Source organism: Teichococcus globiformis (assembly GCF_042646265.1).
Taxonomy (GTDB): domain Bacteria; phylum Pseudomonadota; class Alphaproteobacteria; order Acetobacterales; family Acetobacteraceae; genus Pseudoroseomonas; species Pseudoroseomonas globiformis.
In genome coordinates this window covers 65,602-88,166 of record NZ_JBHRTN010000026.1, presented here as the reverse complement: position 1 = coordinate 88,166, position 22,565 = coordinate 65,602, and the positions used below count along the sequence as shown (strand labels likewise).

Genomic DNA, 22,565 nt, shown 5'->3' with positions numbered 1-22,565 from the left:
TCCCCTCAGTCTCACCCTGCGCCTGTGCCGGCGCTCGGGCATGGTCGTTCAGTTCGCCCGTCCGAGCAGCCCGCGCGCGATCACCTGCGCCTGGATCTCCGCGGCTCCCTCGAAGATCGACAGGATGCGCGCGTCGCACAGCACGCGGCTGATCGGGTATTCCAGCGCGTAGCCGTTGCCGCCATGGATCTGCAGCGCGCAATCGGCATTGGCGAAGGCGATGCGGGCGGCAAGCAGTTTGGCCATGCCGGCCTCGATGTCGCAGCGCCGCCCGGCATCCTTTTGCCGCGCGGCGAAGTAGCTGAGCTGGCGCGCCATCATGGTCTCGGTGGCCATCATGGCGAGCTTGGCGTGCACGCGCGGAAAGCCGATGATGCTTTTGCCGAACTGCGCCCGGTCTTGCGCATAGCGCAATCCGAGTTCCAGCGCGTTCTGCGCCACGCCGAGCGCACGCGCCGCCGTCTGGATGCGCGCGCTCTCGAAGGTTTCCATGAGCTGCTTGAAGCCATTTCCCTCGACGCCGCCCAGCAGGTTCTCCGCCGGCACGGCGAAACCGTCGAAAGAGATCTCGTATTCCTTCATGCCGCGATAGCCGAGCACCGGGATCTCCGTGCCGGTCATGCCGGAGGCGGGGAAGGGGTCGCGTTCCGTGCCGCGCGGCTTGGGCGCCAGCAGCATGGACAGGCCGCGATAACCTGCGGCGTCCGGATCGGTGCGCACCAGCAGCGTCATCAGGTCGGAGCGCGAGCCGTGGGTGATCCAGGTCTTGGCGCCAAAAATCCTGTAGACGCCACCATCCCGCACGGCGCGGGTGCGCAGGCTGCCGAGATCGGAGCCGGTATTGGGTTCGGTGAAGACGGCTGTGGGCAGGATCTCGCCCGTGGCGATCCGTTGCAGCCACTCGTTCTTCTGCGCTTCCGTGCCGCCGTGGCGGATCAGCTCCGCCGCGATCTCCGAACGGGTGCCGAGCGAGCCGACGCCGATATAGGCACCGCTCAGCGCCTCGGACACCAGGCACATCGCCACCTTGCCCAAGCCCAGCCCGCCGAATTCTTCCGGCACGGTCAGGCCGAACACGCCCATGGCCGCCAGCTTTTCCACCAGCGGAAGCGGGATCAGTTCGTCCCGCGCGTGCCATCCTTGCGCGTGCGGCGCCACCTCGGCGGCGGCGAAACGCAGGAACTGCTCGCGCGTCGCTTCCAGCATCTCGTCATCCAGCCCGAGCACGCCGAAGCGGCCTTCCGCCAACTCACCGGCCAGGGCATGGCGGGCCGCTTCCAGCGCGGGGCGGGCGCAAAGCGCGGCCAGCGCCGGCTCAGCGGCGAAGCGGCCGATCTCGGCCTCGGGGACGCCCATCTCGGCCGGACGGATGATCTCCGATTGACTCATGGCGATGCCGCCGGCGAGCTGCGCGCCATACTCCGCAAAGCCCAGCTGAAGGATGGCACGCTCGGCCGCGCCCAGTGTTCCCGCTTCTTCCAGCCTCCGCGCCCAGGCCAGAGTCTGGCGCAGCGCCTCCAGATAGGTGGCCTGCCAGGACAGGCCGTGCGCGGCGTATTGATGCGTCTCGAGCCGCGTCGCGTCGGGCTTGCCGCCGGGAGCGGCCAGCGTCGCCACGGCAGCACGCGTGGCTTCGTGCAGCCGCTCGGCCGCGCCCAGCAGGGCGGCGCACTGGCTTGTCAGGGAGGAGAGGGGGTTGGTGTCCGGCATGGGGTTCCTCACCGGGGCAGGGGTGTGTCGAAGGACACGGGGCCAGCGACCGTGCCGGCATCGTGCAGCTTGCCGATGGCGGCGCCCGAAAGGCCCAGCACCTCGGCCAGCACCTGGTCGGTGTCCTGGCCCAGCGAGGGGGCGGGGCGGGGCGGCAGGCGGTCCTGGCCCAGGCCCTCCGGATTGCTGAATCCCAGCGGCCCGGCGGGTGCCAGGATGGTGCCGAGCCCCGGCTGGTCGATCCGCCCGAACATGGGGTTTGCCTCGGAGCACCGCGGGTCCTCGGCCAGGAGCTGGCCGAAATCTTGGTAAGGCCCCCAGAGCACGCCGCTGCCGCCGAAGGCGGCGCCGATCTCGGCCAGGCTGCGCGCCGCGCACCACGCTTCCAGCAGGGCGAAGATGGCGCCGCGTGCCTGGAAGCGGCCGCCCTCCGTATCGAGGTCCACCTCCATCATCGGCCCGATCATGGCAAACTTTTCCGTCAGCCCGGTGGCCTTGCCGATGGCGCGCCATTGCCGGTTGGAGATGGCGACGATCATCACCGAGCGCCCATCGCGCGTCGTGAAGTCCCGCCCCAGCGCGCCGTAGAGGTCGTTGCCCATGGGCGGACGTACGGTGCCGTTCACCTGCACGTCGGCCAGGTAGCCGAGGTTGCCGACGCTGGCCAGCATCACGTCGGACAGCGCCAGCGTCACCTCGCGGCCCTGGCCGTCTTTGCGCCGCGCGCGCTCGGCGGCCAGGAGGCCGGTGGAGAGGTACAGGCCGGCGGCGATGTCCCAGGCCGGCAGCACGTGGTTCACCGGCGCCGCGTCCCGCCCCGTGGCGATGGGGAAGCCGGAGGCGCAGTTCACCGTGTAGTCCACCGCGCCGCTTCCGTCGTGGTTGCCGGTGAGGCGCAGCATGATCAGGTCGGCGCGGTGACGGGACAGCGCCTCGTGGCTCATCCAGCCAGCGGTGGGCAGGTTGGTGAGCAGGATGCCGCCGGTTTCACCCGGCGCGTCCGGCCGGGCGATCAGCGCGCGGGCGAGCTCCTGCCCTTCCGGCGTGTTCAGCGCCAACGCCACCGAGCGCTTGCCGCGGTTCAGGCTGGCCCAGTAGATGCTGCTGCCCGAAGGCGCCAGCGGCCAGCGGCGGTAATCAATGTTGCCGCCGATCGGATCGATGCGGATCACCTCGGCGCCGAGCTGCGCCAGCGTCATGCCGCCCATGGGTGCGGCGATGAAGGCGGAAACCTCGGTAACGCGCAGCCCGTCCAGGATTCCCGCGCTCATGCCGCGCGGCTCCCGGCGCGGGGCGAGGCGAAAGCCTGTTCCAGGATGGCGCGCTGGTCATCGTCATGCGCGCCGTGGAAGCTGCCGGCGGGCGAGGCGGAGGCCGGCCGGCCGGCATAGGCGGGACGCGGGTGCACGCAGCCCGCTTCCGTGGTCAGGGTTTCCAGTTGTCGGTCCAGCCAGCGCCACGCACCCATGTTTTCCGGTTCCTCCTGCACCCAAAGCAGCCGGGCGCGCGGCCATTGGCGTAGCTGCCCGACGATTTCGGCGGCGGGCAGCGGGTAGAGCCGCTCCAGCCGCAGAATGGCGAAACCCGCCGCGCCGAGCGCCGTGCGCGCCTCCTCCAGCTCATAGGCGATCTTCCCCGAGCAGAGCAGCACCGTTTCCACCGGACCCGAGGCCGTCGCAGTGGAAACCAGCGGCCGGAAGCCGCTCCCGGGCAGGAAATCGGCCAGCGGGGAGACAGCTCCCGGCAGCCGCAGCAGCTTCTTCGGGCTCATCACCACCAGAGGACAGTCATGCTGGCCGAGCGCCTGTTCGCGCAGCAGGTGGAAGTAGTTGGCCGGGGTAGAGGGCTGCACGATGCGCATGTTCCCGTCCGCGGCCAGTTGCAGGTAACGCTCCAGCCGTGCCGAGGAATGCTCCGGCCCCTGGCCTTCCAGCCCGTGCGGCAGCAGCAGCACGAGGCGCGAGGGGTCGCACCACTTCGCCTCCGCGGCGGCGATGAACTGGTCGATCACGATCTGCGCGCCATTGGCGAAATCGCCGAACTGCGCTTCCCAGATCACCAGCGCCTCGGGCCGCTCCAGGCTGTACCCATACTCGAAGCCCAGCACGGCATACTCGGAGAGCGGACTGTTGAAGGCCTGGAACCGCGCCTGGTCGGGGGCGAGGGCGTCCAGCCCCACATGCCGCGAGCCCCGCTGCGCATCCGCCAGCGCGAAATGGCGGTGTGAGAACGCGCCACGCACCACGTCCTGACCTGAAAGCCGCACCGGCACGCCCTGCCGCAGCAGGCTGCCGAAAGCCAACGCCTCGGCCGAGGGCCAGGGAATCCCTGCCGGGTCCAGCGTCCGCTGGCGCAGCACACGGCCCATGCGCGGGTGTAGCGCCATGCCGGCCGGCGCCGCCGCCAGGATGGTGGCGATCTCCTCCAGCAGCGGTGCGCCGACACCGGTCTCGCCGGACTGGCCTGGTGGGCGGGGTGGGTAGCCGCTTTCATTGGTGCGGTGGCTGCCGGCCTTCTCGAATTCCGCCTGGAGGCGGGTGCGTGCCGCCTCGGCGAGGGCCGTGACCTCGTTGTCGGTCACGATCCCTTCCGCGATCAGCCTCGTGGCGAAGGCGCGGGCCACCGGCACCTGCCCGGCGATGCGGGCGTAAAGCCGCGGCTGGGTGAAGCCCGGCTCGTCGATCTCGTTATGGCCGTTGCGGCGATAACAGACGAGGTCCACGACCGCGTCGCAGCCTTGTGCCTGCCGCCAGGCCACAGCGATGTCGGCGGCACGGGCGACTGCCACCGGATCGTCGCCATTGACGTGCAGGATGGCGCTGTCCACCGCCTTCCAGGGTCCGGTGCAATGGTGCGAGCTTCGCGCCTCCCCGGGTTCGGTGGTGAAGCCGATCTGGTTGTTGATGATCAGGTGGACCGTGCCGCCGACCGAGTATCCTTTGGGGTGGGCCAACTGGATGCACTCGGCCACCACTCCCTGGCCGATCACGGCGGCATCAGTGTGGAGGATGACGGGCAGCACCGTGCCGGGCCCGCCGGCCACATCCTGCGCGGCGCGGGCGCGGCCCAGCACCAGCGGGTCCACCGCCTCCAGGTGCGACGGGTTGGCCAGCAGGGTGACGGTGATCGAATGCCCGTCCAGCACCAGCTCCGCCTCGTGCCCCAGGTGATAAGGCACGTCGCCCGGCCGTGGCGGATCCGCGGGGAAGGGATGCGCGCCCTTCACCTCGGCCACCAGCCGGGCAAAAGCGCGGCCCAGCACGTTGGTCATCAGCGACAAGCGGCCACGATGCATGGTGCCGATCACGGCGCGGGAAATCCCCTCCGCCGCGGCGCGGGCCAGAACACGGCGCAGCAGCGGCACCACGGCCTCGGCCCCCTCGGCGCCGAAGCGCTTCTTGGTGGGAAATTTGCGCGCCAGCAGGGCCTCGAACTCCTCGGCGGCAATCAGGTCAGCCAGCAAGGTGCGCGGCTCGGATGGAACAGGCAGCCCTGTGCCATCCTCCACGGCGGCGCGCAGCCAGGCGCGGCGGGCAGCATCGTCGATATGCGCCGATTCCACGGTCAGCGTGCCGGCATAGACTGCTTCCAGCGCCTCCTGCGGGGCGGCATCGGCGGAGAGGGGGTCGAGCCGGGCGCGAAGGTGACCGCGGTCGCGCCATTCCATGGCCCGCAGCGCCGCAGCGGAGACGGCCGCATCGGGGGTGGCATCCGCTTCTGCCAGAACCTGGAACAGCACTCGCCAGCCCGGCTCCACCGAGGCAGGATCGGCCTGGAAGGCGCTCTGCATGGCTTCCAGATAGCTGTGGCTGATGCCGGACAGGGGCGATGACGGCATGGGTATTCCTGGAAAATTGCGGTCGGTGCGCGAGCGCCTGGCCCTGGCGCCACGATAGCATCTCGATTTTGCCAGCCCATGCGCGGCGAGATATAAAAGCTATAACCTGAACGTTGGTGCTCCTCCGGGCGCCAGGGAGCCGCCGCATGGATCTGCTGGAGATCCGCTACTTCCTGGAGGTCGCCGCTGCCGGCAGCCTGTCGCGTGCCGCGGTGCGGTTGGGTGTGAGCCAGCCCGCACTGAGCCGACAGATCGGCCGGCTGGAGGCCGAGCTGCGCACGCCGCTCCTGTACCGGCATGGCCGTGGCGTGTCGCTGACGGCGGCGGGGCAGCGCTTCCTGGAGGTTGGGCAAGGGGTGGTGCAGCAGCTTTCCGATGTGCGGGAGGAACTGGCCGCCGGGGCGCCGGACGCGGCAGGGCAGGTAACGCTCGGCATTCCGCCATCCCTCTCGGCCAGCATGGGCGCCGACCTGGCGCTGCGTTTCTCCGCAGGCTTCCCCCGGGCCCGGCTGCGCATCCGCGAAGCCTTCAGCGCCGTTCTTCTGGAATGGACCGAGGCACAGCGCATCGACCTGGCCGTGCTCTACGATGCCCGCAGCAGCCCGAGCCTGATCGCCACGCCGCTGCTGCTGGAGGACCTGTTCCTGATCGAGCCGCCTGACGCCCCTTCCGGCGCCGCGGTACAGCTCGGCGAGCTGACCGGGCAGGGCTGTGTGCTGCCTGGGCCTGAGAACGGCCTTCGGCGGGTGCTGGATGCCGCCTGCGCGGCGGAGGGCGTGCGCCCGCGCGTGCTGACCGAGGTGGATTGCGTCGCGGCGTTGAAGCAGCTGGTGGAGCGGGGCGTCGGCACCACCGTGCTGCCTTTCGGCGCCGTGCACCGTGAGGTGAAGGACCGGCGGCTGCGCGTGCGTCCCTTCGCCTCACCGGCCATGCGGGCCCTGCTGGTGATCGCCACGCCTTCCAACCGTCCGGTCACGACGCTGGTGCGCGCCGCCGTGCGCATGATCCGCGATGAGGTGGAGCGGCTGGTGCCGCTTGACGTGCTGCGCGGGGTGACACGCAACGCGGATGGATCGCCGTTGCGCCAGCGGCAGGGCGGATAGGACCGGCGGGTTATAGCTGATATCAGCCGGCGCGGGGTGGAACCGCCCAGTGCTGTTCTGGAAGATGGCGGGCCGCTGCGGGCGCCTCGGTCCGCTGAAGGCAGGAAAGGGGGGGGGGGGACGGCCACACAATGCCCGACCCGGCCCGCGGGGCAGATCGCAGCATCGGTTTTCCCTGAACAAGGAAATTGTTGCGCATGCACGACACCGTTCCCCAGCCTTCCCGCATTGCCGTGCGCCGCAACCTGATGGCCGAACCAGGGCGCTTCGAGCGCGAGGTTCTGGAGCCGGTGCGCGCCATCGTCGGCGAGCGGGGCCTGATCACCGATCGCGGCGCCATGCAGCCGATGATGGTGGCCTGGCGCGACAATTGGGAAGGGCGCGTTCCGCTGGTTGTCATGCCCGCCAGCACGGAGGAACTGGCGGCGGTGGTCACGCTGTGCGCGCGCACCGGCACACCGGTCGTGCCGCAAGGCGGCAATACCGGCCTAACCGGCGCCAGCCAGCCGCATGGCGACAATAGCGAGATCCTGATCTCCACCCGGCGGATGAACCGCATCCGCGCGATCGACCTCGACAACGACACGGTCACCGTCGATGCCGGCGTGGTGCTGCAGACCATCCAGGAGACGGCGCGGGCCCATGGACGGCTGTTTCCGCTCAGCCTGGGCGCGGAGGGGAGCTGCCAGATCGGCGGCAACCTTTCCACCAATGCCGGCGGCGTGCAGGCTCTGCGCTACGGCACAGCGCGCGCCCTGGTGGCGGGGCTGGAGGTGGTGCTGCCTGATGGCCGCGTGTGGGACGGGCTGCGCGGCCTGCGCAAGGACAATGCCGGCTACGACCTCAAGCAGCTCTTCATCGGCGCCGAGGGCACGCTCGGCATCATCACCGCCGCGACCCTGAAGCTGCTGCCGCTGCCCACCGCATCGGCCACCGCCTTCCTCGCCACGCCCTCGCCCGCTACGGCGGTGGCCTGGCTGCGTCGCGCCAAATCGCTGCTGGGCGAGAGCATCACCACCATGGAGCTGATGGAGCGCCGCTGCGTCGACATCGCCATGCGCCACAACGGCGCCATCCGCGACCCGCTGGCCGATCGCCACGACTGGTACCTGATGGTGGAGATCGCCGATCAGGGCGATCAGGCGGCGCTGGAGACCCGGCTGCTCGTCGCCTTCGAGGCGGGGCTGGAGAATGCAGAGCTGGTGGACGGAACCATCGCCGCCTCCGCCGAACAGGCGGCCGGCATCCGCCGCATCCGCGAGGGGGCGCCGGAAGGGCAGCGGCTGGAGGGTGCCTCCTACAAGCACGACGTGTCCGTGCCGGTCTCCCAGGTGCCGCGCTTCATCGCCCAGGCTGATGCGGCATTGGCATCGCGGTTCCCCGGCATCCGCTCCTTCGCCTTCGGCCATCTGGGCGACGGCAACATCCACTACAATCCGATCCAGGCCGAAGGCGGGGACAAGGACCTTTGGCAATCCTACCTGCCGGAGGTGAACCTTGTCGTGCACGACATCGTGGCGCAGCTCGGCGGTTCCATCACCGCCGAGCACGGCATCGGTCGGCTGCGGATCGATGAAGTGCCGCGCTACAAGAGCGCGGTGGAGATGGACATGATGCGCAGGCTGAAGCAGTGCTTCGACCCGCAGAACCTGATGAATCCGGGCAAGGTGCTGCCCGATACAGGCCACGGCCTGGCCGCGCCTCAGCCAGTGCCGTAAATCCGGCGGCTGACATCCTTGTGGCGCTGGAGGGCGGTCCTGTTCCGTGGCCGCAGCGTGACCCGCTCCGCCAGCAGCATGCGCGTCCGCTCCAGGTTGCGGGCGCGCAGCGTGGCCTCGATCAGGTACTGATCGACGATATCGCGCTGGGCATGGCTTGCGCCAAGCGGCGCGTCATTGTTGTGCAGGGGCGCGAACTGCTCGACGGCGGCGGCGTAATCGCCCTGTTCGAACCGGAGGATGCCGCGACAGAGCGGCAGGCCGAGCGTTCGCACCACGGCGGCGCTGTCCGCGGCATCCTGCGCCGCGAACTCCTCCATCGACAACAGCAGCCGCTCGGCCGCATCGAAGCGACGTTCCTTGGCGAGGGCCATCATGTAGTGCAGGTCGGTGAAGATCAGCCCGTGGTCGCCGATGCTTTTCTCGGCGAAATCAGCAAGGGCCACCCAGCGATCGCCCACATCGACGCCCAGGAGCTCCAGTCTTGCCAGCAGCGAGGCTGCGTTCTGGATATCAAGGTAGAAGGTCGAGCCGTCGTTGCGGACGGAACGGTCGTAGAGCGCCAGCGCCTGATCGTGCTGCCCGCTTTCCAGATGGAAAAGAGCTAGGTGCCACCACAAATGGCCCTTGAAGGGGTTGCGATCCGACCAGTGGTCTTCCGGCCGCGTCAGCCAGGCGATCCCCTCCTGCTGCCGGTCCTCCATTTCGAGCACATGCGCCACGGCGTGAAGCGCCCAAAGATCCTGCGGATTGTGCCGGACGGCGATCCGGCCGAACTTTTCGGCCTCGCGGTACTGGCCGCATTCCTCATAGCCGAAGGCGAGCATGCCCAGCACATTGCCGTAGCCCGGCAGATCCTCCGTCCAATGCTCCAGTACGGAGGCGGCGCCGCCGCGCAGCGAGTGCTGGCGCCCGGTCCAGAAGCAGTTGAAGTGGTGCATCCTCAGCGCGACGATGTCGAGCGGGTAGGCGCTGAGCAGCTGTTCCCAGATCAGGATCGCCTTGCCGGTCCGGCCTTCGGTCCAGGAGCGCAGCGCCTCCACATGCATCCGCTCCCGCTCGGTCGTCCCCGCCGCATGGGCATCGGCCAGGCGCAGGGCTGACTTCGCGTTGTTCAGCACCGAGAAGGAGCCGTACATCATGAACTGGTAGCCGCGCAGGCAATGGGCCATCGTGAAATGCGGGTCGGCCGCGATCGCGTCCTTGACCGACTGCATGGTGACCAGGCGGTATTCGAGAAGGTTCTGCTGGGCAACACTGTAGAGCCGTGCCGCCTCCTGGCTGGAGGTGGTGAGCGGATAACCCTGAGCGTCCTTCACATCGTCCTCCTGAATTCTTTCTGGCAGGAACGGCATCACGCCGGGCCGCCGCCGGATGGGCGCGACGCATTGTGCCGCTGCCCTGGCGCCGAGGCGGAGCTATTCCGCCGCCATGCCGCGAACATCGCGCCCGTAGCCATCCCGGGTCTGCGGGAGCTTCCGCTCCAGCAGGCGGCCGGCAATCTGCGTCCGCAGCACCTGCGCCGTGCCGCCGCCGATGGTGAACATCCGTGCGTCCCGCACCATCCGCTCCAATGGCAGATCGCGCGAGTAACCGCGCGCGCCGAAGATCTGGAGTGCGTCGTTGGTGACCTTGATGGCCATCTCGGACGCCAGCACCTTGGCCTGTGCCGCAAGGAGCGGATCGGGAAAGGGATCGGCGCTGTTCGCCGCGTTGTAGAGCGACAGGCGCGCCGCGCTGAGCTGCACCGACATGTCGGCCAGCATCCATTGCAGCCCCTGGAACTCCGCAATGGGGCGGCCGAACTGTTCACGCGACTTGGCGTAGTCCAGGGCATGCTCGAAGGCACCCTGTGCGAGGCCCAACGCCACGGTGCCGGCGCCCACACGCTGGCTGTTATAGGCGTTCATCAGCTCGGCGAAGCCACGCCGCCAGCCGCCGGGCGGCTGCAAAGCCATGCTGGCGGGAACTTCCGCGTCCTCCAGGATCACCTCGCTTTCCGGAATGCCGCGCAGGCCCATGGTCGGTTCCCGCCGGCCGATGCGGAAGCCGGGGGTGTCGGAGACCTCCGGGTCGCCATGCACGACCAGGAAGCCGCCGATGCCTTGCTCCGAGCCGGTCTCGTCGAAGACACGGGCGAAAACCAGGTGCAGCCTGGAAACTCCGGCACCGGTGATCCAGTGCTTCTTGCCGTTCAGCACGTAGACATCGCCGCGCCGCACGGCAGAGGTCGTCATCTCCGTTGCGGCAGAGCCCGCATTCGGCTCGGTGATGCAGATCGCGGGCTTGTCGCCGCCGAGCACGATCCGGGCGGCAAGCTGCTTCTGCGTCGCCGTGCCGTAGCGCATCACGGCGGAGATGGCGCCCATATTGGCCTCAACCGCGATGCGTCCCGTGACGCCGCAGACGCGCGCCATCTCTTCGACGATCAGGACGGCATCCATGAAGCTGCCGCCCGCCCCGCCATATGCCTGGGGAATGGTGTAGCCGATCAGCCCCGCCTCGTTCAGCGCGCGCACATTGTCCCACGGATAGGCTTCGCTGCGGTCGGTTTCCGCGGCACGAGCGCGCACGGAACCTTCGGCGACTTCCCTGGCCAGCCCTTGAAGGCGTGCCTGCTCAGGCGTCAGGTTGAGCAGCATCCGAACATTTCCCCGAAGCATGATTTTGGTTCAGAGTGGCACACGAGATCGGAAGGTAAAGCGGCAAAGTTCTGCGGCTGGATCGAGTGGAACATCCCCGCTCCATCGCGCTTCGGATAGCTGAATACTCCCTCGTCATCGCAGATTAAGACGACTGCAGCGCGGCTGGTGGAGGGCTCGCGCCCAGCGTTCAACGGCCGGCCTGCCGACCAGCGTCGCGTGAGCGGGCGGGTGCGCCCGCGATCTGCCGCGCCGCTGCGTCCTCCGAGAAGCCCTTCAACCACTCAGCGCGCGCGCGGTCTCCATGGCGAGCGGCGCCATCCGCTTCCGGAAATCGGCGGGCTCCCATTCGGAAAGAGAGCCTGCGACATGAATGGCGCCCACCGGCTTGCCGCCGCCATCGGTGATCGCGGCCGCCAGAACGATCTCGCCCAGCAGCCGTTCCTCCAGCGCCAGTGCATAGCCGAGGGAGCGTGCTTCCGCGATCTTGCGCCGCAGGGTCGGCAGGTCGGTGATGGATTTCGGCGTCATGGGCTGCCTGTCAGACCGCGCCAGCACGTCCTCGACTTGCCTGTCATCCATCTGCGCCAACATGGCCCGGCCGCCGGACGAGCAGAACATCGGCAGCCTGCGCCCGATCAGGGTCGCAACAAAGCTTTCGCGTTTGCTCTGCAGCCGGACGGCGTAGATGATGGTGAGATCGTCCGGCAGACTGAGATCCACGCGCTCCTGCGTTGTGCGCCGCAGTTCCATCAGCGGTGTCGTTGCCCGCTGAACCAGGGGATGCATGCGCAGGAAGTCGTAGGAACGGTCGAGCAGCCGCAATCCCGGAACATGTCCGCGCCCGAGGGCATCCAGCTCCAGGTAGCCGAGCTGGCGAAGCGTGTAGCACAGCCGCTGCGCACCGCTCCGGTCCAGCCCGGTCTCTGCGGCGATTTCCGCCAGGGAGAGCGGCCGGCGATGACGCCCGAAAGCCTCAAGAACCCGGAAAGCCTTGTCGACCGCCTGGATGAAGAGCCGTGGGTCCGGCGCGGAAGGAGCTTCGGACGGCAGGTTTGCCTTTGACATGCCAGCAGCAATCCTTTTTAGTCATTAACAATTCAACTGTATCGAAGAATAATACAGAGATCCAATTCGCGGCAAGCAGCCTCGGGAGATCCTCCATGACACACAGGCGCTTCGATGGTCAGGTTGGCGTGGTGACGGGGGCGGCCTCGGGCCTCGGCCGAGACGCTGCCATCGCCTTGGCCGAAGGCGGAGCGCGCCTCGTGCTGTATGACAAGGACGGCGCCGGGCTGGAGGCCACGGCTGCGCGGTGCCCGGATGCCGTTTGCGTCGCCGGCGATGTCACCGATGCGGCAGCGCTGGTCCGGCTGGCGGATGCCGCGGCGTCGGTCGGGCCACTGTCCCTCCTGGCAACCGCGGCCGGCGTGGTCGGCTCGGCCCAGTCGCTTACCAGCCTCCAGGAAGCGGAATGGGACCGGCTGTTCGACGTCAACACCAAGGGCACCTGGCTGACGCTCCGCGCTTTGCTGCCGTTGATGCAGGCCGCGGGCGGCGGCAGCGTGGTCACCTTCGCCTCGGCCGCCGGCCTCACCGGGTCCCCGGCGCTTCCTGCCTATTCGGCCAGCAAGGCGGCCGTGGTCATGATGACGCGAAGCCTGGCCCTCGTTCATGCGCGGGAGAACATCCGCGTCAACTGCGTCTGTCCGGGCTCCATCGAGACGCCGATGCTGGAGGAAGTCTTTGCCGCCGCCGGCTCGTCCGTGCTGCGCGGCGAGCAGGAAGCCGCGTTCCGCGCGAGGCACCCCCTCGGCCGCTTCGGTCAGCCGGCGGAAGTGACGGCGGCGGTGCTCTTCCTGCTCAGCGCTGAAGCCTCCTTCATCACTGGTGTTGCCCTTCCCGTGGATGGAGGTCGTCTTGCCTGACCCGAACCGCTTTGCCGGCCGTGTCGCGATTGTCACCGGGGCCGCTCGCGGCATCGGCGCCGCGACGGCGCGCCGCCTTTCCGTGGAGGGCGCGCGTCTGCTGCTGGTGGATCGCCTGCCGGAGGTCGCGACGGTCGCCGCGGAGCTGAGCGCGGAGGCGGCCGAGCTGGACCTCGCTGCGCGGGATGCCGGCACCAAGCTGGCCGAGATCGCGCGGCAGCGTTTCGGTGCGGTTGATATTCTGGTGAACAACGCCGGGATCGGCGGCTCGAAGGCCCTGGCCGAATCCGACGACGATCTGCTGGATCGTTTCATCGACACCAACCTCAAGGCCGTGCTGCGCATCACGCGCGATGTGCTGCCTGCCATGAGCAGGCCTGGCGCGCGCATCATCAATATTTCCTCCACGTTGGCGCTGGCCGGCTATCCGGGCACCACCGCCTATGCCGTGGCCAAGGCGGGCGTCGCCCAGTTCACGCGGCAATTGGCCGCGGAGCTCGGACCCGAGGGCATTTTGGTCAACGCGATCGCACCTGGCGTCATCGAAACGCCGATGACGGAGCGGCACCTGACCCGGCCCTACTACGTCAAGGCCATCGTCGAGCCGACGCCGCTGCGCCGCGCCGGGCGGCCGGAGGAGGTGGCGGGCGTTATTGCCTTTCTGGCTTCCGAGGATGCCTCCTTCGTCACCGGGCAGGTCATCGCGGTGGATGGAGGCTGGATCAGCGCGCGTCACCCGCCGCGCGCGCCTGGAGAGGAGACCATGGGATGATCGACAAAACCGTGCGCTGGCCGAATGGCGCGCGCATCGCCGTCATGTTGACCTTCGACTTCGATGCGGAATCGCTGTGGCTGTCTCGTGACCCGGACAATGCGCGTCGGCCGGGCATCCTCAGCCAGGGCACCTACGGCGCCAAGGTCGGCGTGCCGAAGCTGCTGGAGTTGCTGCGCGACGAGGAGATCAAGGGCACTTTCTTCGTGCCTGGCTGGACGGCCGACAACCATCCCGGCCGCGCCGAGATGATCGTGGCCAGTGGCCATGAGGTGGCGCACCACTCCTACTCCCACGCCTGGATCGATCCCGATTTCCCGGACAAGGAAGTGGAGGAGATGGAGAAGGGGCTGGAATCCCTGAAGCGCGTGCTGGGCGTGGTGCCGCGCGGCTACCGCTCGCCGGCCGGCGAGTCGAGCGACAACATGCTCAACCTGCTGCAAAAGCATGGCTTCCTGTACGACAGCTCGTTGCTCGATGATGTGGTGCCCTATCGCCTGGCGCTGCCGGATGGCGGCAGGGGACCGGTCGAGCTGCCCTGGCACTGGAGCACGGATGACGCGCCACACGCGCTGTTCTCCATAAAGTCGCCTCGCCCGATTTTTCCCAACAGCCACCTGAGGGAAATCTTCCAGGATGAGTTCCGCGAGATCTACCGCTGGGGTGGGCTGTTCAACCTGGTGATGCATCCGCAGGTCAGCGGCCGGCCGAGCCGCGTCGCGCTGCTGCGCGAGATGATCGGCTGGATGAAGAGCTTCCCGAACGTCTGGTTCGCGACCGGCACCGAAGTCGCCGAGGCCTGGATCGCCGCGCATGACGCCGCCTGAAACCGTGTCGGAGACCGCGATGTCCGCTTCCACCTACGATCCTGCGGGCTTCCGGCCCCTGACCTTCCACGACGCCGTGCCGCGCTTCGCCGAGGGCAGCGATACGCCGCGCGCCTACCTGGAGCGCTGCCTGGATGTCATCGCCGCGCGGGAGCCCGTGGTGCGCGCTTGGGTGACGCTGAACGAGGGTGGCGCGCGCGCCGCCGCAGATGCGGCGACGGCGCGCTACAAGGCCGGGCGCCCGCTTTCACCGATCGACGGCATGCCGGTCGGCATCAAGGATATCCTGCAGACCAAGGACATGCCGACCGAGCAGGGCTCACCTTTGTTCAAGGGCGTGCAAACCAAGACCGACAGTGCCAGCGTCCTGGCGCTGCGCCAGGCCGGGGCGGTGATCATCGGGAAGACGGTGACGACCGAGCTCGGCATGTCGCATCCTGGTCCCACCACGAACCCCTTCAATCCCGCCCATACGCCAGGGGGCTCCTCGTCCGGTTCTGCCGCCGCCATCGGCGCCGCGATGGTGCCGGCAGCGCTCGGCACCCAGGTGGTCGGCTCCATTATTCGCCCGGCCGGCTTCTGCGCCAACACCGCCATCAAGCCCACTTTCGGCGCCATCCATCGCGGCGAGCGCCTGGGCTTCAGCCAGAGCCATATCGGCGTGCATGCCGGGTGCCTGGAAGACATGTGGCGCGTCACCTTTGAAATGGCGCGGCGCTCCGGCGGTGATCCCGGTCATCCGGGATTGTTCGGCGAGGCGACGCCGCGGCCCCCGGTCAGGCCCGCGCGGCTGATCGTCATGGAAAGCGAAGGCTGGGCGATGACGGACGGCCTCGTCGCCGACGCTTTCGAGGGGGTGCTGCGGCAATTGCGCGATGCGGGCGTGACGCTGCTGCGCCGCACCGACGACGCGCTGATCGCGGCTTTCGAGGAAGCGATCGCCGAGAGCCTGGCCTTGTGCCGGGACATTTGCGGCTACGAGCTGCGCTGGACACTGGAGAACCTGGTGGAGCGCTTTCCCACTGGTCTCAGCGACAGCATGATGTCGCGGCTGGACCTGGCCCGGGCCATGAGCATCGACGATTACCGCCACGCCCTTCGGCGGCGGGAAGCCGCGCAGCAGGCGCTCGCCGCACTGTCGCCGCTCGCGGATGGGCTGATCAGCCTCAGCTCCGTCGGGCCCGCACCCGTGATGGAGAACACGGCAAAGGATTCCGGTGTTACCCACACCACCGGCCTGCCAGCCTACAACGCCGCGACCTCGGTGTTGGGGTGTCCCAGCATCACGCTGCCCCTGATCGCGGTGGACCGGTTGCCCGTCGGTGTCCAGGTGATCGGCCAGCGGCATCATGATGCGGCCCTGACGGCCACGGCCGGGTGGATTGCACAGCACGTGCAACCGGAGTCGCGGTGACGGCGATGGAGATGGCGGGCGCACGGAGCCGTAATCCGCTTTTCAACGCGAACCGCATGAAGCTCGGGATCTTTGGCGCCAACGGCAAGGGTGCCGCACAGACCCTGGTGCCAGAAGCCTACCGGCCGAGTTGGCGGAATTCGGTGGACACGGCGCGGCTTGCGGATGCGCTCGGCTTCGAAGCGGTGCTGGCCTATGCGCGATGGAAGGGCTACATCGCCGGCCAACCCACCCATGTCAGCGGCGTAACGCTCGACCCATTCACCTGGTGCGCGGGCATTGCCCAGGCGACGCGGCATCTGGCGGTGATTGCCACCTCGCACGCGCCGACGCTGCACCCCATTACCGCCGCGAAGCAATGCGCCACCATCGACATCATTGCCGATGGCCGTTTCGCGCTGAACGTGGTGGGCGGCTGGAACAAGCCGGAGCTCGACATGTTCGGCGCGGCCATGGCCGAGCACGACCAGCGCTACGACCATCTGGAGGAATGGCTGAACATTATCCAGCGGCTCTGGCGCGAGGAAGCGGAGTTCGATGTCGATGGTCGCTTCTTTCGCGTGCTCCGCGCTTCCTCCATGCCGAAGCCGGTGCAGCAGCCGGGACCGCCCATCGTCAATGCCGGAGGATCGGACCGTGGTCAGCGCTTCGCCTGCCAGCACGCGGATATCTGCTTCCTGATCCTGCGCTCCGAGGCGCTGGACGACATTGCGTCGCAGATCGCCGACTACAAGGCGATGGCGCGCCGCGACTATGGCCGCGAGGTGCAGGTGTGGACCTACGCCTACTGCGTGCAGCGTGCGACGCGTGCTGAGGCGGAGGACTACCTGGAGCATTTCGCCGTGCGGCATGAGGATGGCCCGAGCCTCGATGCCTGGAGTGCCGGGGTTGGATCACAGACGAAGATCCTGAAATCGCCGGAAGCCGTCCGCGCCTTCCGGAAGCGGTTCGCGGCCGGAGCAGGCGGTTCGGCATTGGTTGGTACGGCGGCGGACATTGCCTTGCGGCTGGAGCAGCTTGCCGATGCAGGCCTGGATGGCGTGCTGCTCACCTGGGTGGATTTCATCGACGGGCTGAAGCGGTTCCGCGACGTCATGCCGCAGATCGAGGCACGAGGCCTGCGCTCGCCGTTCGACAGCGCAGGGACGTAGGCCTTCAACACGGGCCAGCAGGCCGCATGGGAACACCGCGCCAGCGAGGCGGCTGCTCCACAGCATGAAAGGACCGAGGGGCATGAAGATGACCACTGTGTTTCGCCGCGCCTTCGCCGCAGTTCTTGTGGGCTCCGTCGCCCTCACGGCTTCGGCCGCCCAGGCGCAGGACCGGCCCTTGCGGCTCGTCCTGAATGTGGGATTGCAGACGCTCGATCCCATCGCGGGACCGTCTTTCGTCACCCGGAACTTCTCCTACATGGTGTTCGATACGCTGGTCTCGGTCGACAGCAAAGGCGAGTATCGCCCGCAGATGCTGGACAACTGGCGGATCAGTGACGATGGCCTGACCTATACCTTCACGCTGCGAGACGGACTTGAATTCAGCGACGGTGCTCCGGTGACGGCGGAAGACTGCGTCGCGTCGTTGAAGCGATGGGGCGCACGTGATTCGCTGGGGCGCCGTCTCATGGCGGCCACGAAGGAGATGCGCGTTGCCGACGCCAAGACTTTCGTGCTGGAGCTGGCACGGCCTTTCGGGCTGGTGATCGAGGCGTTGGGCAAGCCCAGCGTGCAGGTACCCTTCATCATGCCCGCCCGTCTCGCCGCCAACACGCCGCCAACAACGCCCGTCGCAGAGGTCGTGGGTTCCGGCCCCTTCCTGTTCCTGCGCGATCAGTGGATACCGGGCGAGCGCACGGTGTTCGTGCGCAATCCGCGCTACCGCCCACGGGCGGAGCCGGCGGACGGGTTGGCTGGCGGCAAGGTCGCCAGGGTGCAGCGCGTAGAATTCGTGAACATGACCGATCCGGGATTGCGCGCGGCCGCCATCCAGAATGGCGAGGTGGATTATCTGGAATATGCACCGATCGATTACATTCCGCTGATCCAGCGCAACCGGAACCTGGTGCTGGCGAAAGCCAGGGGCGGCGCGGAGATCGTTGGTGGTATCAGCATCAACCACCATCAGCCACCCTTCGACAACGTGCTGATCCGTCGCGCCGTGCAGCAGGTCCTGGACCGCAGGGAAATCATCGCGGCAGAGGGCGTGCCGGCCGATTTCGCCCGGCCCGACTGCGTGTCGGTTTACGCCTGCGGCACCTTCTATGCCAGCGATGTCGGAACGGAGCCGGTCCGCGAAAACGGCATCGCACGCGCCAAGGCCCTCCTGCAGCAGGCGGGGTATGCGGGGCAGCGTGTGGTGTTCCTGCAACCGGCGGACTCCGCGCTGATCAATCCAATCGGCCTGGTGATGCTGGAACGGCTGAAGCAGGCGGGCTTCAACCTTGATGTGCAAACCGCGGACTGGTCATCCCACGCGCAGCGCTGGATCCAGCGGCAGCCGCTGGCCCAGGGTGGTTGGAGCCTCCTTCCCGTCGTCTACACCGGCTTCGATCTTGCCAACCCGCTGAGCAATCCCGGCATCGGCTATAACTGCACCGGCAATCAGCCATGGGGCTATTGCGACGGGGCCATGACCCCGGTGATCGAGCGTTTCGAGGCCGAGCACGATCCGGCCAGACGGCGGGAGATCGCCGGGGAACTGCAGCAGCTCTCCGTAAGCCACGCCAACTTCCCCTTGGCAGGCCAGTTCGCGAGCCCTGCAGTCTGGCGGGCGGAGCTGAAGGGCGTCATCGACTTCGGCTTTCCGGTCTTGTGGAACATTCAGCGCGACGGATCTTGATGGGGTGCGGTGCCTCCGAGGCACCATGTCCGGACTCGTTGCACGGGCGGAGCAGCGGCACCTGGCCGCCTCCGATCGCCGCGGCAACAAGCCCGGGGTGTTGGCGCACTTGGCCCCGGCCACCAAGCTTCAAGGATCAACGGGCGAAGGCGTCGTCGAGAAAATCGAGGAAAACCCTCAGCCTCTGACTGAGGTGCCGCCGGCTCTGGTAGACGGCGTAGATTGTGTCCTCCATCTTGTGTTCATGGCCCGGGAACAGCTGGATCAGTCGTCCGGAGGCAAGGTCCTGCGCCACCTGGAAGTCGGCCAGCCGCGCGATGCCCACTCCGGCACAGGCCATCGCCATCAGCATCTGGCCTTGATTGGCTGTGACGCTTCCGCCGGCCTGGATGCGGCGCAGCGCCCGATCGTCGTCGCGAAAGGTCCAGGCGCTCCAGGGCATGCGCTTGTTGAAGTTGAGGCATTCATGCTCGGCCAGTGCGGCCGCATTCACCGGAACGCCGTGCTCCGCCAGATAGGACGGGGCGGCGCAGATGATCCAGCGCATGTCCAGCACCCGTCGCACAATCAGGGATGAATCCGGAAGGTCGCCGATGTTGATGGCCACGTCCACGCCGCCTTCCAGCAGGTTGCCGGGCTCGTTGCTCAGGATGAATTCCAGCCGCAGCGTGGGATGCTGACGGCGGAAGGCGGGCAGGAGTGGCGCGAGAAGGTGGACAGCGAAGGTCGGTATGGACCGCACGCGCAGAACATCGCGCAGCTGAGTGCCGCTGGAGGCAGTGGATTCCGCTTCCTCCACCGCCTCGATCGCCTGCCGCGCGGCGGGGTAGAAGGCTTCCCCCTCCGGCGTCAGTGCCAAGCTGCGCAGGGAACGGTTGAACAGCACGACGCCCAGACGGTTCTCCAGCCGGGCGATAAGCTTGCTGACGGCAGAAGGCGTCAGCGACAGCGAGCGGCCTGCCGCCGAGAAGCTGCCATCCTCCACCGAGCGCACAAAGACCTGCATCTCAGCCAAGCGATCCATGCCGACCTGTTCCACGCCGTCACATCAGTTTGTCAGTTTTGGAAATTGCTGAGCGGGAGGCAAGTCCCTAACGTTTTCGGCGCAGGCCCGGCCAACGGTGCCGCAGAGATCGGAAAGCAGGGCAGGGGAGGCGGTAACATGTCCAGCGCACAAGCATCCACCATCGAAGCCGCGCCGCGTCCAGCCACGGATCTGGACGCCCTGGTGATCGGAGCCGGCTTTGCCGGCCTCTACCAGCTGCATATGCTGCGCGACAAGCTGGGGCTCGCGGTGCAGGTTCTGGAGGCCGGTGACGGTGTCGGCGGCACATGGTACTGGAATCGCTATCCGGGCGCGCGCTGCGACTCAGAGAGCTACTATTACTCCTTTTCCTTCTCGGACGAGTTGCAGCAGGAATGGAGCTGGAGCGAACGCTATCCCGAACATCACGAGATCCGTCGCTACCTGAATTCCATGGCGGACAAGTTCAAGCTGCGTCCCGATATCCACTTCAACACACGCGTTACCCGCGCCTGGTATGATGAGGACGCCAAACTCTGGCATGCGGAAACCGAGCAGGGCGCGCGCTTCTCGGCACGCTTCCTGATCACCGCGGTCGGCTGCCTGTCTTCGGCCAACATTCCCAAGATACCAGGGCTGGAGCGGTTCAAGGGCGATTGGTACCACACCGGGCGATGGCCGCATGAACCGGTGGATTTCAGCGGCAAGCGGGTCGGGTTGATCGGCACGGGCTCGACGGGGATCCAGGCAACGCCGGTGGTGGCCGCTCAGGCGGCACATCTCACTGTTTTCCAACGCACGGCGAATTACAGCATTCCCGCCCGGAACGGTCCCATGCGTCCGGACGAAGTGGCCAAGATCAAGGCCGGGTATGCGGCGATCCGGGATCTCGCCAGAACGTCCGCCAACGGACATCCCTTCCTGGTGAACCAGGTCTCCGCCCTTGCCGTGTCACCGGAAGAAAGGCTGGCGCAGTATGAGGCCGCCTGGGAAACGGGAGGTCTGCGGTTCCGCGCCAGCTTCATGGACCTCCTTACCAGCAAGGAAGCGAACGATACCGCCTCGGAGTTCATCCGGGCCAAGATCCGCGGCATCGTGGAGGACCCCGAGGTGGCGGAACGGTTGACGCCGAAGGACCATCCTTTCGCAACGAAGCGGCCTCCGGTCGACAGCCATTACTTTGAAACCTTCAACCGCGACAATGTCACTCTGGTCGACATCAAGGCGACACCGATCCTTGAGATCACCCCTGACGGACTCCGCACGAGTGAGGCGGAGTACCCCCTGGACATCATCATCTTCGCCACGGGCTTCGACGCCATGACCGGCCCGCTTCTGGCCTTCGACATCAGAGGCCGTGCCGGCGTGCCGCTCAAGGAGGCCTGGGCGGCAGGGCCGCGGACCTATCTCGGCCTGCAGGTGGCGGAGTTCCCCAACCTGTTCACCATCACGGGCCCGGGCAGCCCTTCCGTTCTTACCAACATGCCCGTTGCCATCGAGCAGCATGTGGAATGGATCACCGATTGCATCCGCCACATGCGCGAGGCCGGCATCACCACCATCGAGGCTGATCCCGTCGCCGTGGACGAATGGGTCGCGCATGTGAACGACGCCGCCAACGCGACATTGCTGCCGATGGCGAATAGTTCCTGGTACCTGGGTGCCAACGTTCCTGGCAAGCCGCGCGTCTTCATGCCCTATGCTGGCGGCATGGCCCGGTATGCCAGACGATGCGCAGAGGTCGCTGCCCACGGCTATGAAGGCTTCGTGCTGAGGCGCTGAGCATGGCCGCCGTTCATCCCGACATCCTCGCCTTGATGCGAACGGTGCGCGAGGCCAACCAGCCGCCCTTCGAAACGCTTGGGGCGGTCAGGGCCCGAAGGGTCCATTCAGACCGCGCACTTGCCCTGCAGAGCAGTCGCGATGATCTTCCAGTGGTCGAGGACCTTGTGGCCGACGGCGTGCCGGTACGGCTGTACAGGGCCACGCTGCCGGAACCGGGAGTGCCGCAACCCTGCCTGTTGTTCCTGCATGGCGGCGGCTGGGTGTTGGGCAGCCTGGAAACGCATGACTGGGTCTGCCGGCGCTTGGCGCGGCTGAGCCGAGGCTGCGTACTGGCGGTGGATTATCGCCTGGCGCCGGAGCATCCCTATCCGGCGGCGCTGGATGACAGCGTCTCGGTGCTGCGCTGGTTGGCGGCTCAGAGCGATCGGTTGGGCATCGATGCAACACGCATCGCTCTCGGCGGTGACAGTGCGGGTGCCAACCTCGCCGCCGTACTCGCGCTGATGGGGCGCGACGGCGTTGCGCCGGCCGGTACGTGCCAGCTGCTCTTTTATCCCGCGGTTGATCTCGCAATCACGGAGGAGAGCTACGCACGGAGCACCGGGAACATGCTGCTCGGTGCCAGCACTATGCGCTGGTTTATTGATCAGTATGTGCCGCGGCCGGAGCAACGTTTTGAGTGGCAGGCATCGCCCTTGCGCGCGGCAAGCGTGTCGGGGCTGCCGGCGAGCTTTGTTGTAACGGCTGGGCACGACCCGCTGCGAGAGGAAGGGCAGCGCTATGCTGCTCGACTGGAAGCCGAAGGCGTCGCTGTGACGGCGTTGCATCTATCCGGAATGACCCACGGCTTCCTGACCATGGATCGCGCTGTCAGCTCTGCCGCAGGCGTCCTGGACCTGGCGGCGGAGCAATTGCGTGAATCCTGGTGCCGGAGCTGAACGGCCAATGCACCGGCACGGTCAGTCAGGC

At 67.5% G+C, this 22,565-nt stretch carries 17 protein-coding genes; 10 read left to right on the top strand and 7 right to left on the bottom strand.

What is annotated here, in order from left to right:
* Window positions 1-48: 48 nt before the first annotated feature.
* The 3 genes from ACFOD4_RS19975 to ACFOD4_RS19965 are packed head-to-tail and all read right to left on the bottom strand — an operon-like array spanning window position 49 to window position 5,548.
* Window positions 49-1,710, bottom strand: a complete 1,662-nt coding sequence (locus tag ACFOD4_RS19975) for an acyl-CoA dehydrogenase family protein (protein WP_379599331.1) — start codon at window positions 1,708-1,710, stop codon at window positions 49-51.
* Window positions 1,711-1,718: 8 nt separating this feature from the next.
* Window positions 1,719-2,981, bottom strand: a complete 1,263-nt coding sequence (locus ACFOD4_RS19970) for a CoA transferase (RefSeq protein ID WP_379599329.1) — start codon at window positions 2,979-2,981, stop codon at window positions 1,719-1,721.
* The gene (locus ACFOD4_RS19965; RefSeq protein ID WP_379599327.1) at window positions 2,978-5,548 is read right to left on the bottom strand and encodes a 2-oxoglutarate dehydrogenase E1 component; all 2,571 of its coding nucleotides are present in this window, start codon (window positions 5,546-5,548) and stop codon (window positions 2,978-2,980) included. The genes ACFOD4_RS19970 and ACFOD4_RS19965 overlap by 4 nt, the downstream gene beginning before the upstream one ends.
* 146 nt (window positions 5,549-5,694) lie before the next feature.
* Here ACFOD4_RS19965 and ACFOD4_RS19960 point away from each other — a divergent pair, with 146 nt between their 5' ends.
* Complete coding sequence (locus tag ACFOD4_RS19960; protein ID WP_379599325.1) at window positions 5,695-6,651, top strand: LysR family transcriptional regulator; 957 nt, start codon at window positions 5,695-5,697, stop codon at window positions 6,649-6,651.
* 197 nt (window positions 6,652-6,848) lie between these two features.
* Complete coding sequence (locus ACFOD4_RS19955; RefSeq protein WP_379599323.1) at window positions 6,849-8,369, top strand: FAD-binding oxidoreductase; 1,521 nt, start codon at window positions 6,849-6,851, stop codon at window positions 8,367-8,369.
* Here the strand turns inward: ACFOD4_RS19955 and ACFOD4_RS19950 are convergent.
* From ACFOD4_RS19950 to ACFOD4_RS19940, 3 genes are all read right to left on the bottom strand, one after another.
* Complete coding sequence (locus tag ACFOD4_RS19950; protein WP_379599321.1) at window positions 8,354-9,688, bottom strand: tetratricopeptide repeat protein; 1,335 nt, start codon at window positions 9,686-9,688, stop codon at window positions 8,354-8,356. The genes ACFOD4_RS19955 and ACFOD4_RS19950 overlap by 16 nt on opposite strands.
* 99 nt (window positions 9,689-9,787) lie before the next feature.
* Window positions 9,788-11,011: a 3-sulfinopropanoyl-CoA desulfinase gene (gene acdA, locus ACFOD4_RS19945; protein ID WP_379599319.1), complete on the bottom strand. Its 1,224-nt coding sequence runs from the start codon at window positions 11,009-11,011 to the stop codon at window positions 9,788-9,790.
* A 276-nt stretch (window positions 11,012-11,287) separates the two neighbouring features.
* Entirely contained in the window at window positions 11,288-12,079 is a 792-nt protein-coding gene (locus ACFOD4_RS19940) for an IclR family transcriptional regulator (RefSeq protein WP_379599317.1), read from the bottom strand.
* A 95-nt stretch (window positions 12,080-12,174) separates the two neighbouring features.
* Here ACFOD4_RS19940 and ACFOD4_RS19935 point away from each other — a divergent pair, with 95 nt between their 5' ends.
* From ACFOD4_RS19935 to ACFOD4_RS19910, 6 genes are all read left to right on the top strand, one after another.
* On the top strand, window positions 12,175-12,939 hold the full coding sequence (locus ACFOD4_RS19935) for an SDR family NAD(P)-dependent oxidoreductase (protein ID WP_379599315.1): 765 nt from the start codon (window positions 12,175-12,177) through the stop codon (window positions 12,937-12,939).
* Window positions 12,932-13,711 (top strand): SDR family NAD(P)-dependent oxidoreductase, encoded by a 780-nt coding sequence (locus ACFOD4_RS19930; protein ID WP_379599313.1) that lies wholly within the window; start codon window positions 12,932-12,934, stop codon window positions 13,709-13,711. Before ACFOD4_RS19935 ends, ACFOD4_RS19930 begins: the two co-directional genes overlap by 8 nt.
* A complete protein-coding gene (locus ACFOD4_RS19925) occupies window positions 13,708-14,538 on the top strand; it encodes a polysaccharide deacetylase family protein (protein WP_379599311.1) in 831 nt (276 codons plus the stop codon). The genes ACFOD4_RS19930 and ACFOD4_RS19925 overlap by 4 nt, the downstream gene beginning before the upstream one ends.
* A complete protein-coding gene (locus tag ACFOD4_RS19920) occupies window positions 14,525-15,952 on the top strand; it encodes an amidase (RefSeq protein ID WP_379599309.1) in 1,428 nt (475 codons plus the stop codon). The genes ACFOD4_RS19925 and ACFOD4_RS19920 overlap by 14 nt, the downstream gene beginning before the upstream one ends.
* Window positions 15,953-15,957: 5 nt before the next feature.
* Entirely contained in the window at window positions 15,958-17,103 is a 1,146-nt protein-coding gene (locus ACFOD4_RS19915; protein ID WP_379599491.1) for an LLM class flavin-dependent oxidoreductase, read from the top strand.
* 82 nt (window positions 17,104-17,185) lie between these two features.
* Window positions 17,186-18,787, top strand: a complete 1,602-nt coding sequence (locus ACFOD4_RS19910) for an ABC transporter substrate-binding protein (protein ID WP_379599307.1) — start codon at window positions 17,186-17,188, stop codon at window positions 18,785-18,787.
* Between the two features lie 136 nt (window positions 18,788-18,923).
* On the opposite strand, the gene ACFOD4_RS19905 is transcribed toward ACFOD4_RS19910, so the two are convergent.
* Complete coding sequence (locus tag ACFOD4_RS19905; protein ID WP_379599305.1) at window positions 18,924-19,811, bottom strand: LysR family transcriptional regulator; 888 nt, start codon at window positions 19,809-19,811, stop codon at window positions 18,924-18,926.
* 138 nt (window positions 19,812-19,949) lie between these two features.
* Here ACFOD4_RS19905 and ACFOD4_RS19900 point away from each other — a divergent pair, with 138 nt between their 5' ends.
* Both ACFOD4_RS19900 and ACFOD4_RS19895 read left to right on the top strand, forming a co-directional pair.
* Window positions 19,950-21,593, top strand: a complete 1,644-nt coding sequence (locus tag ACFOD4_RS19900) for a flavin-containing monooxygenase (protein ID WP_379599303.1) — start codon at window positions 19,950-19,952, stop codon at window positions 21,591-21,593.
* A gap of 2 nt (window positions 21,594-21,595) precedes the next feature.
* Window positions 21,596-22,534, top strand: coding sequence for an alpha/beta hydrolase (locus ACFOD4_RS19895; RefSeq protein ID WP_379599301.1), 939 nt, complete (start codon window positions 21,596-21,598; stop codon window positions 22,532-22,534).
* Window positions 22,535-22,565 lie beyond the last annotated feature (31 nt).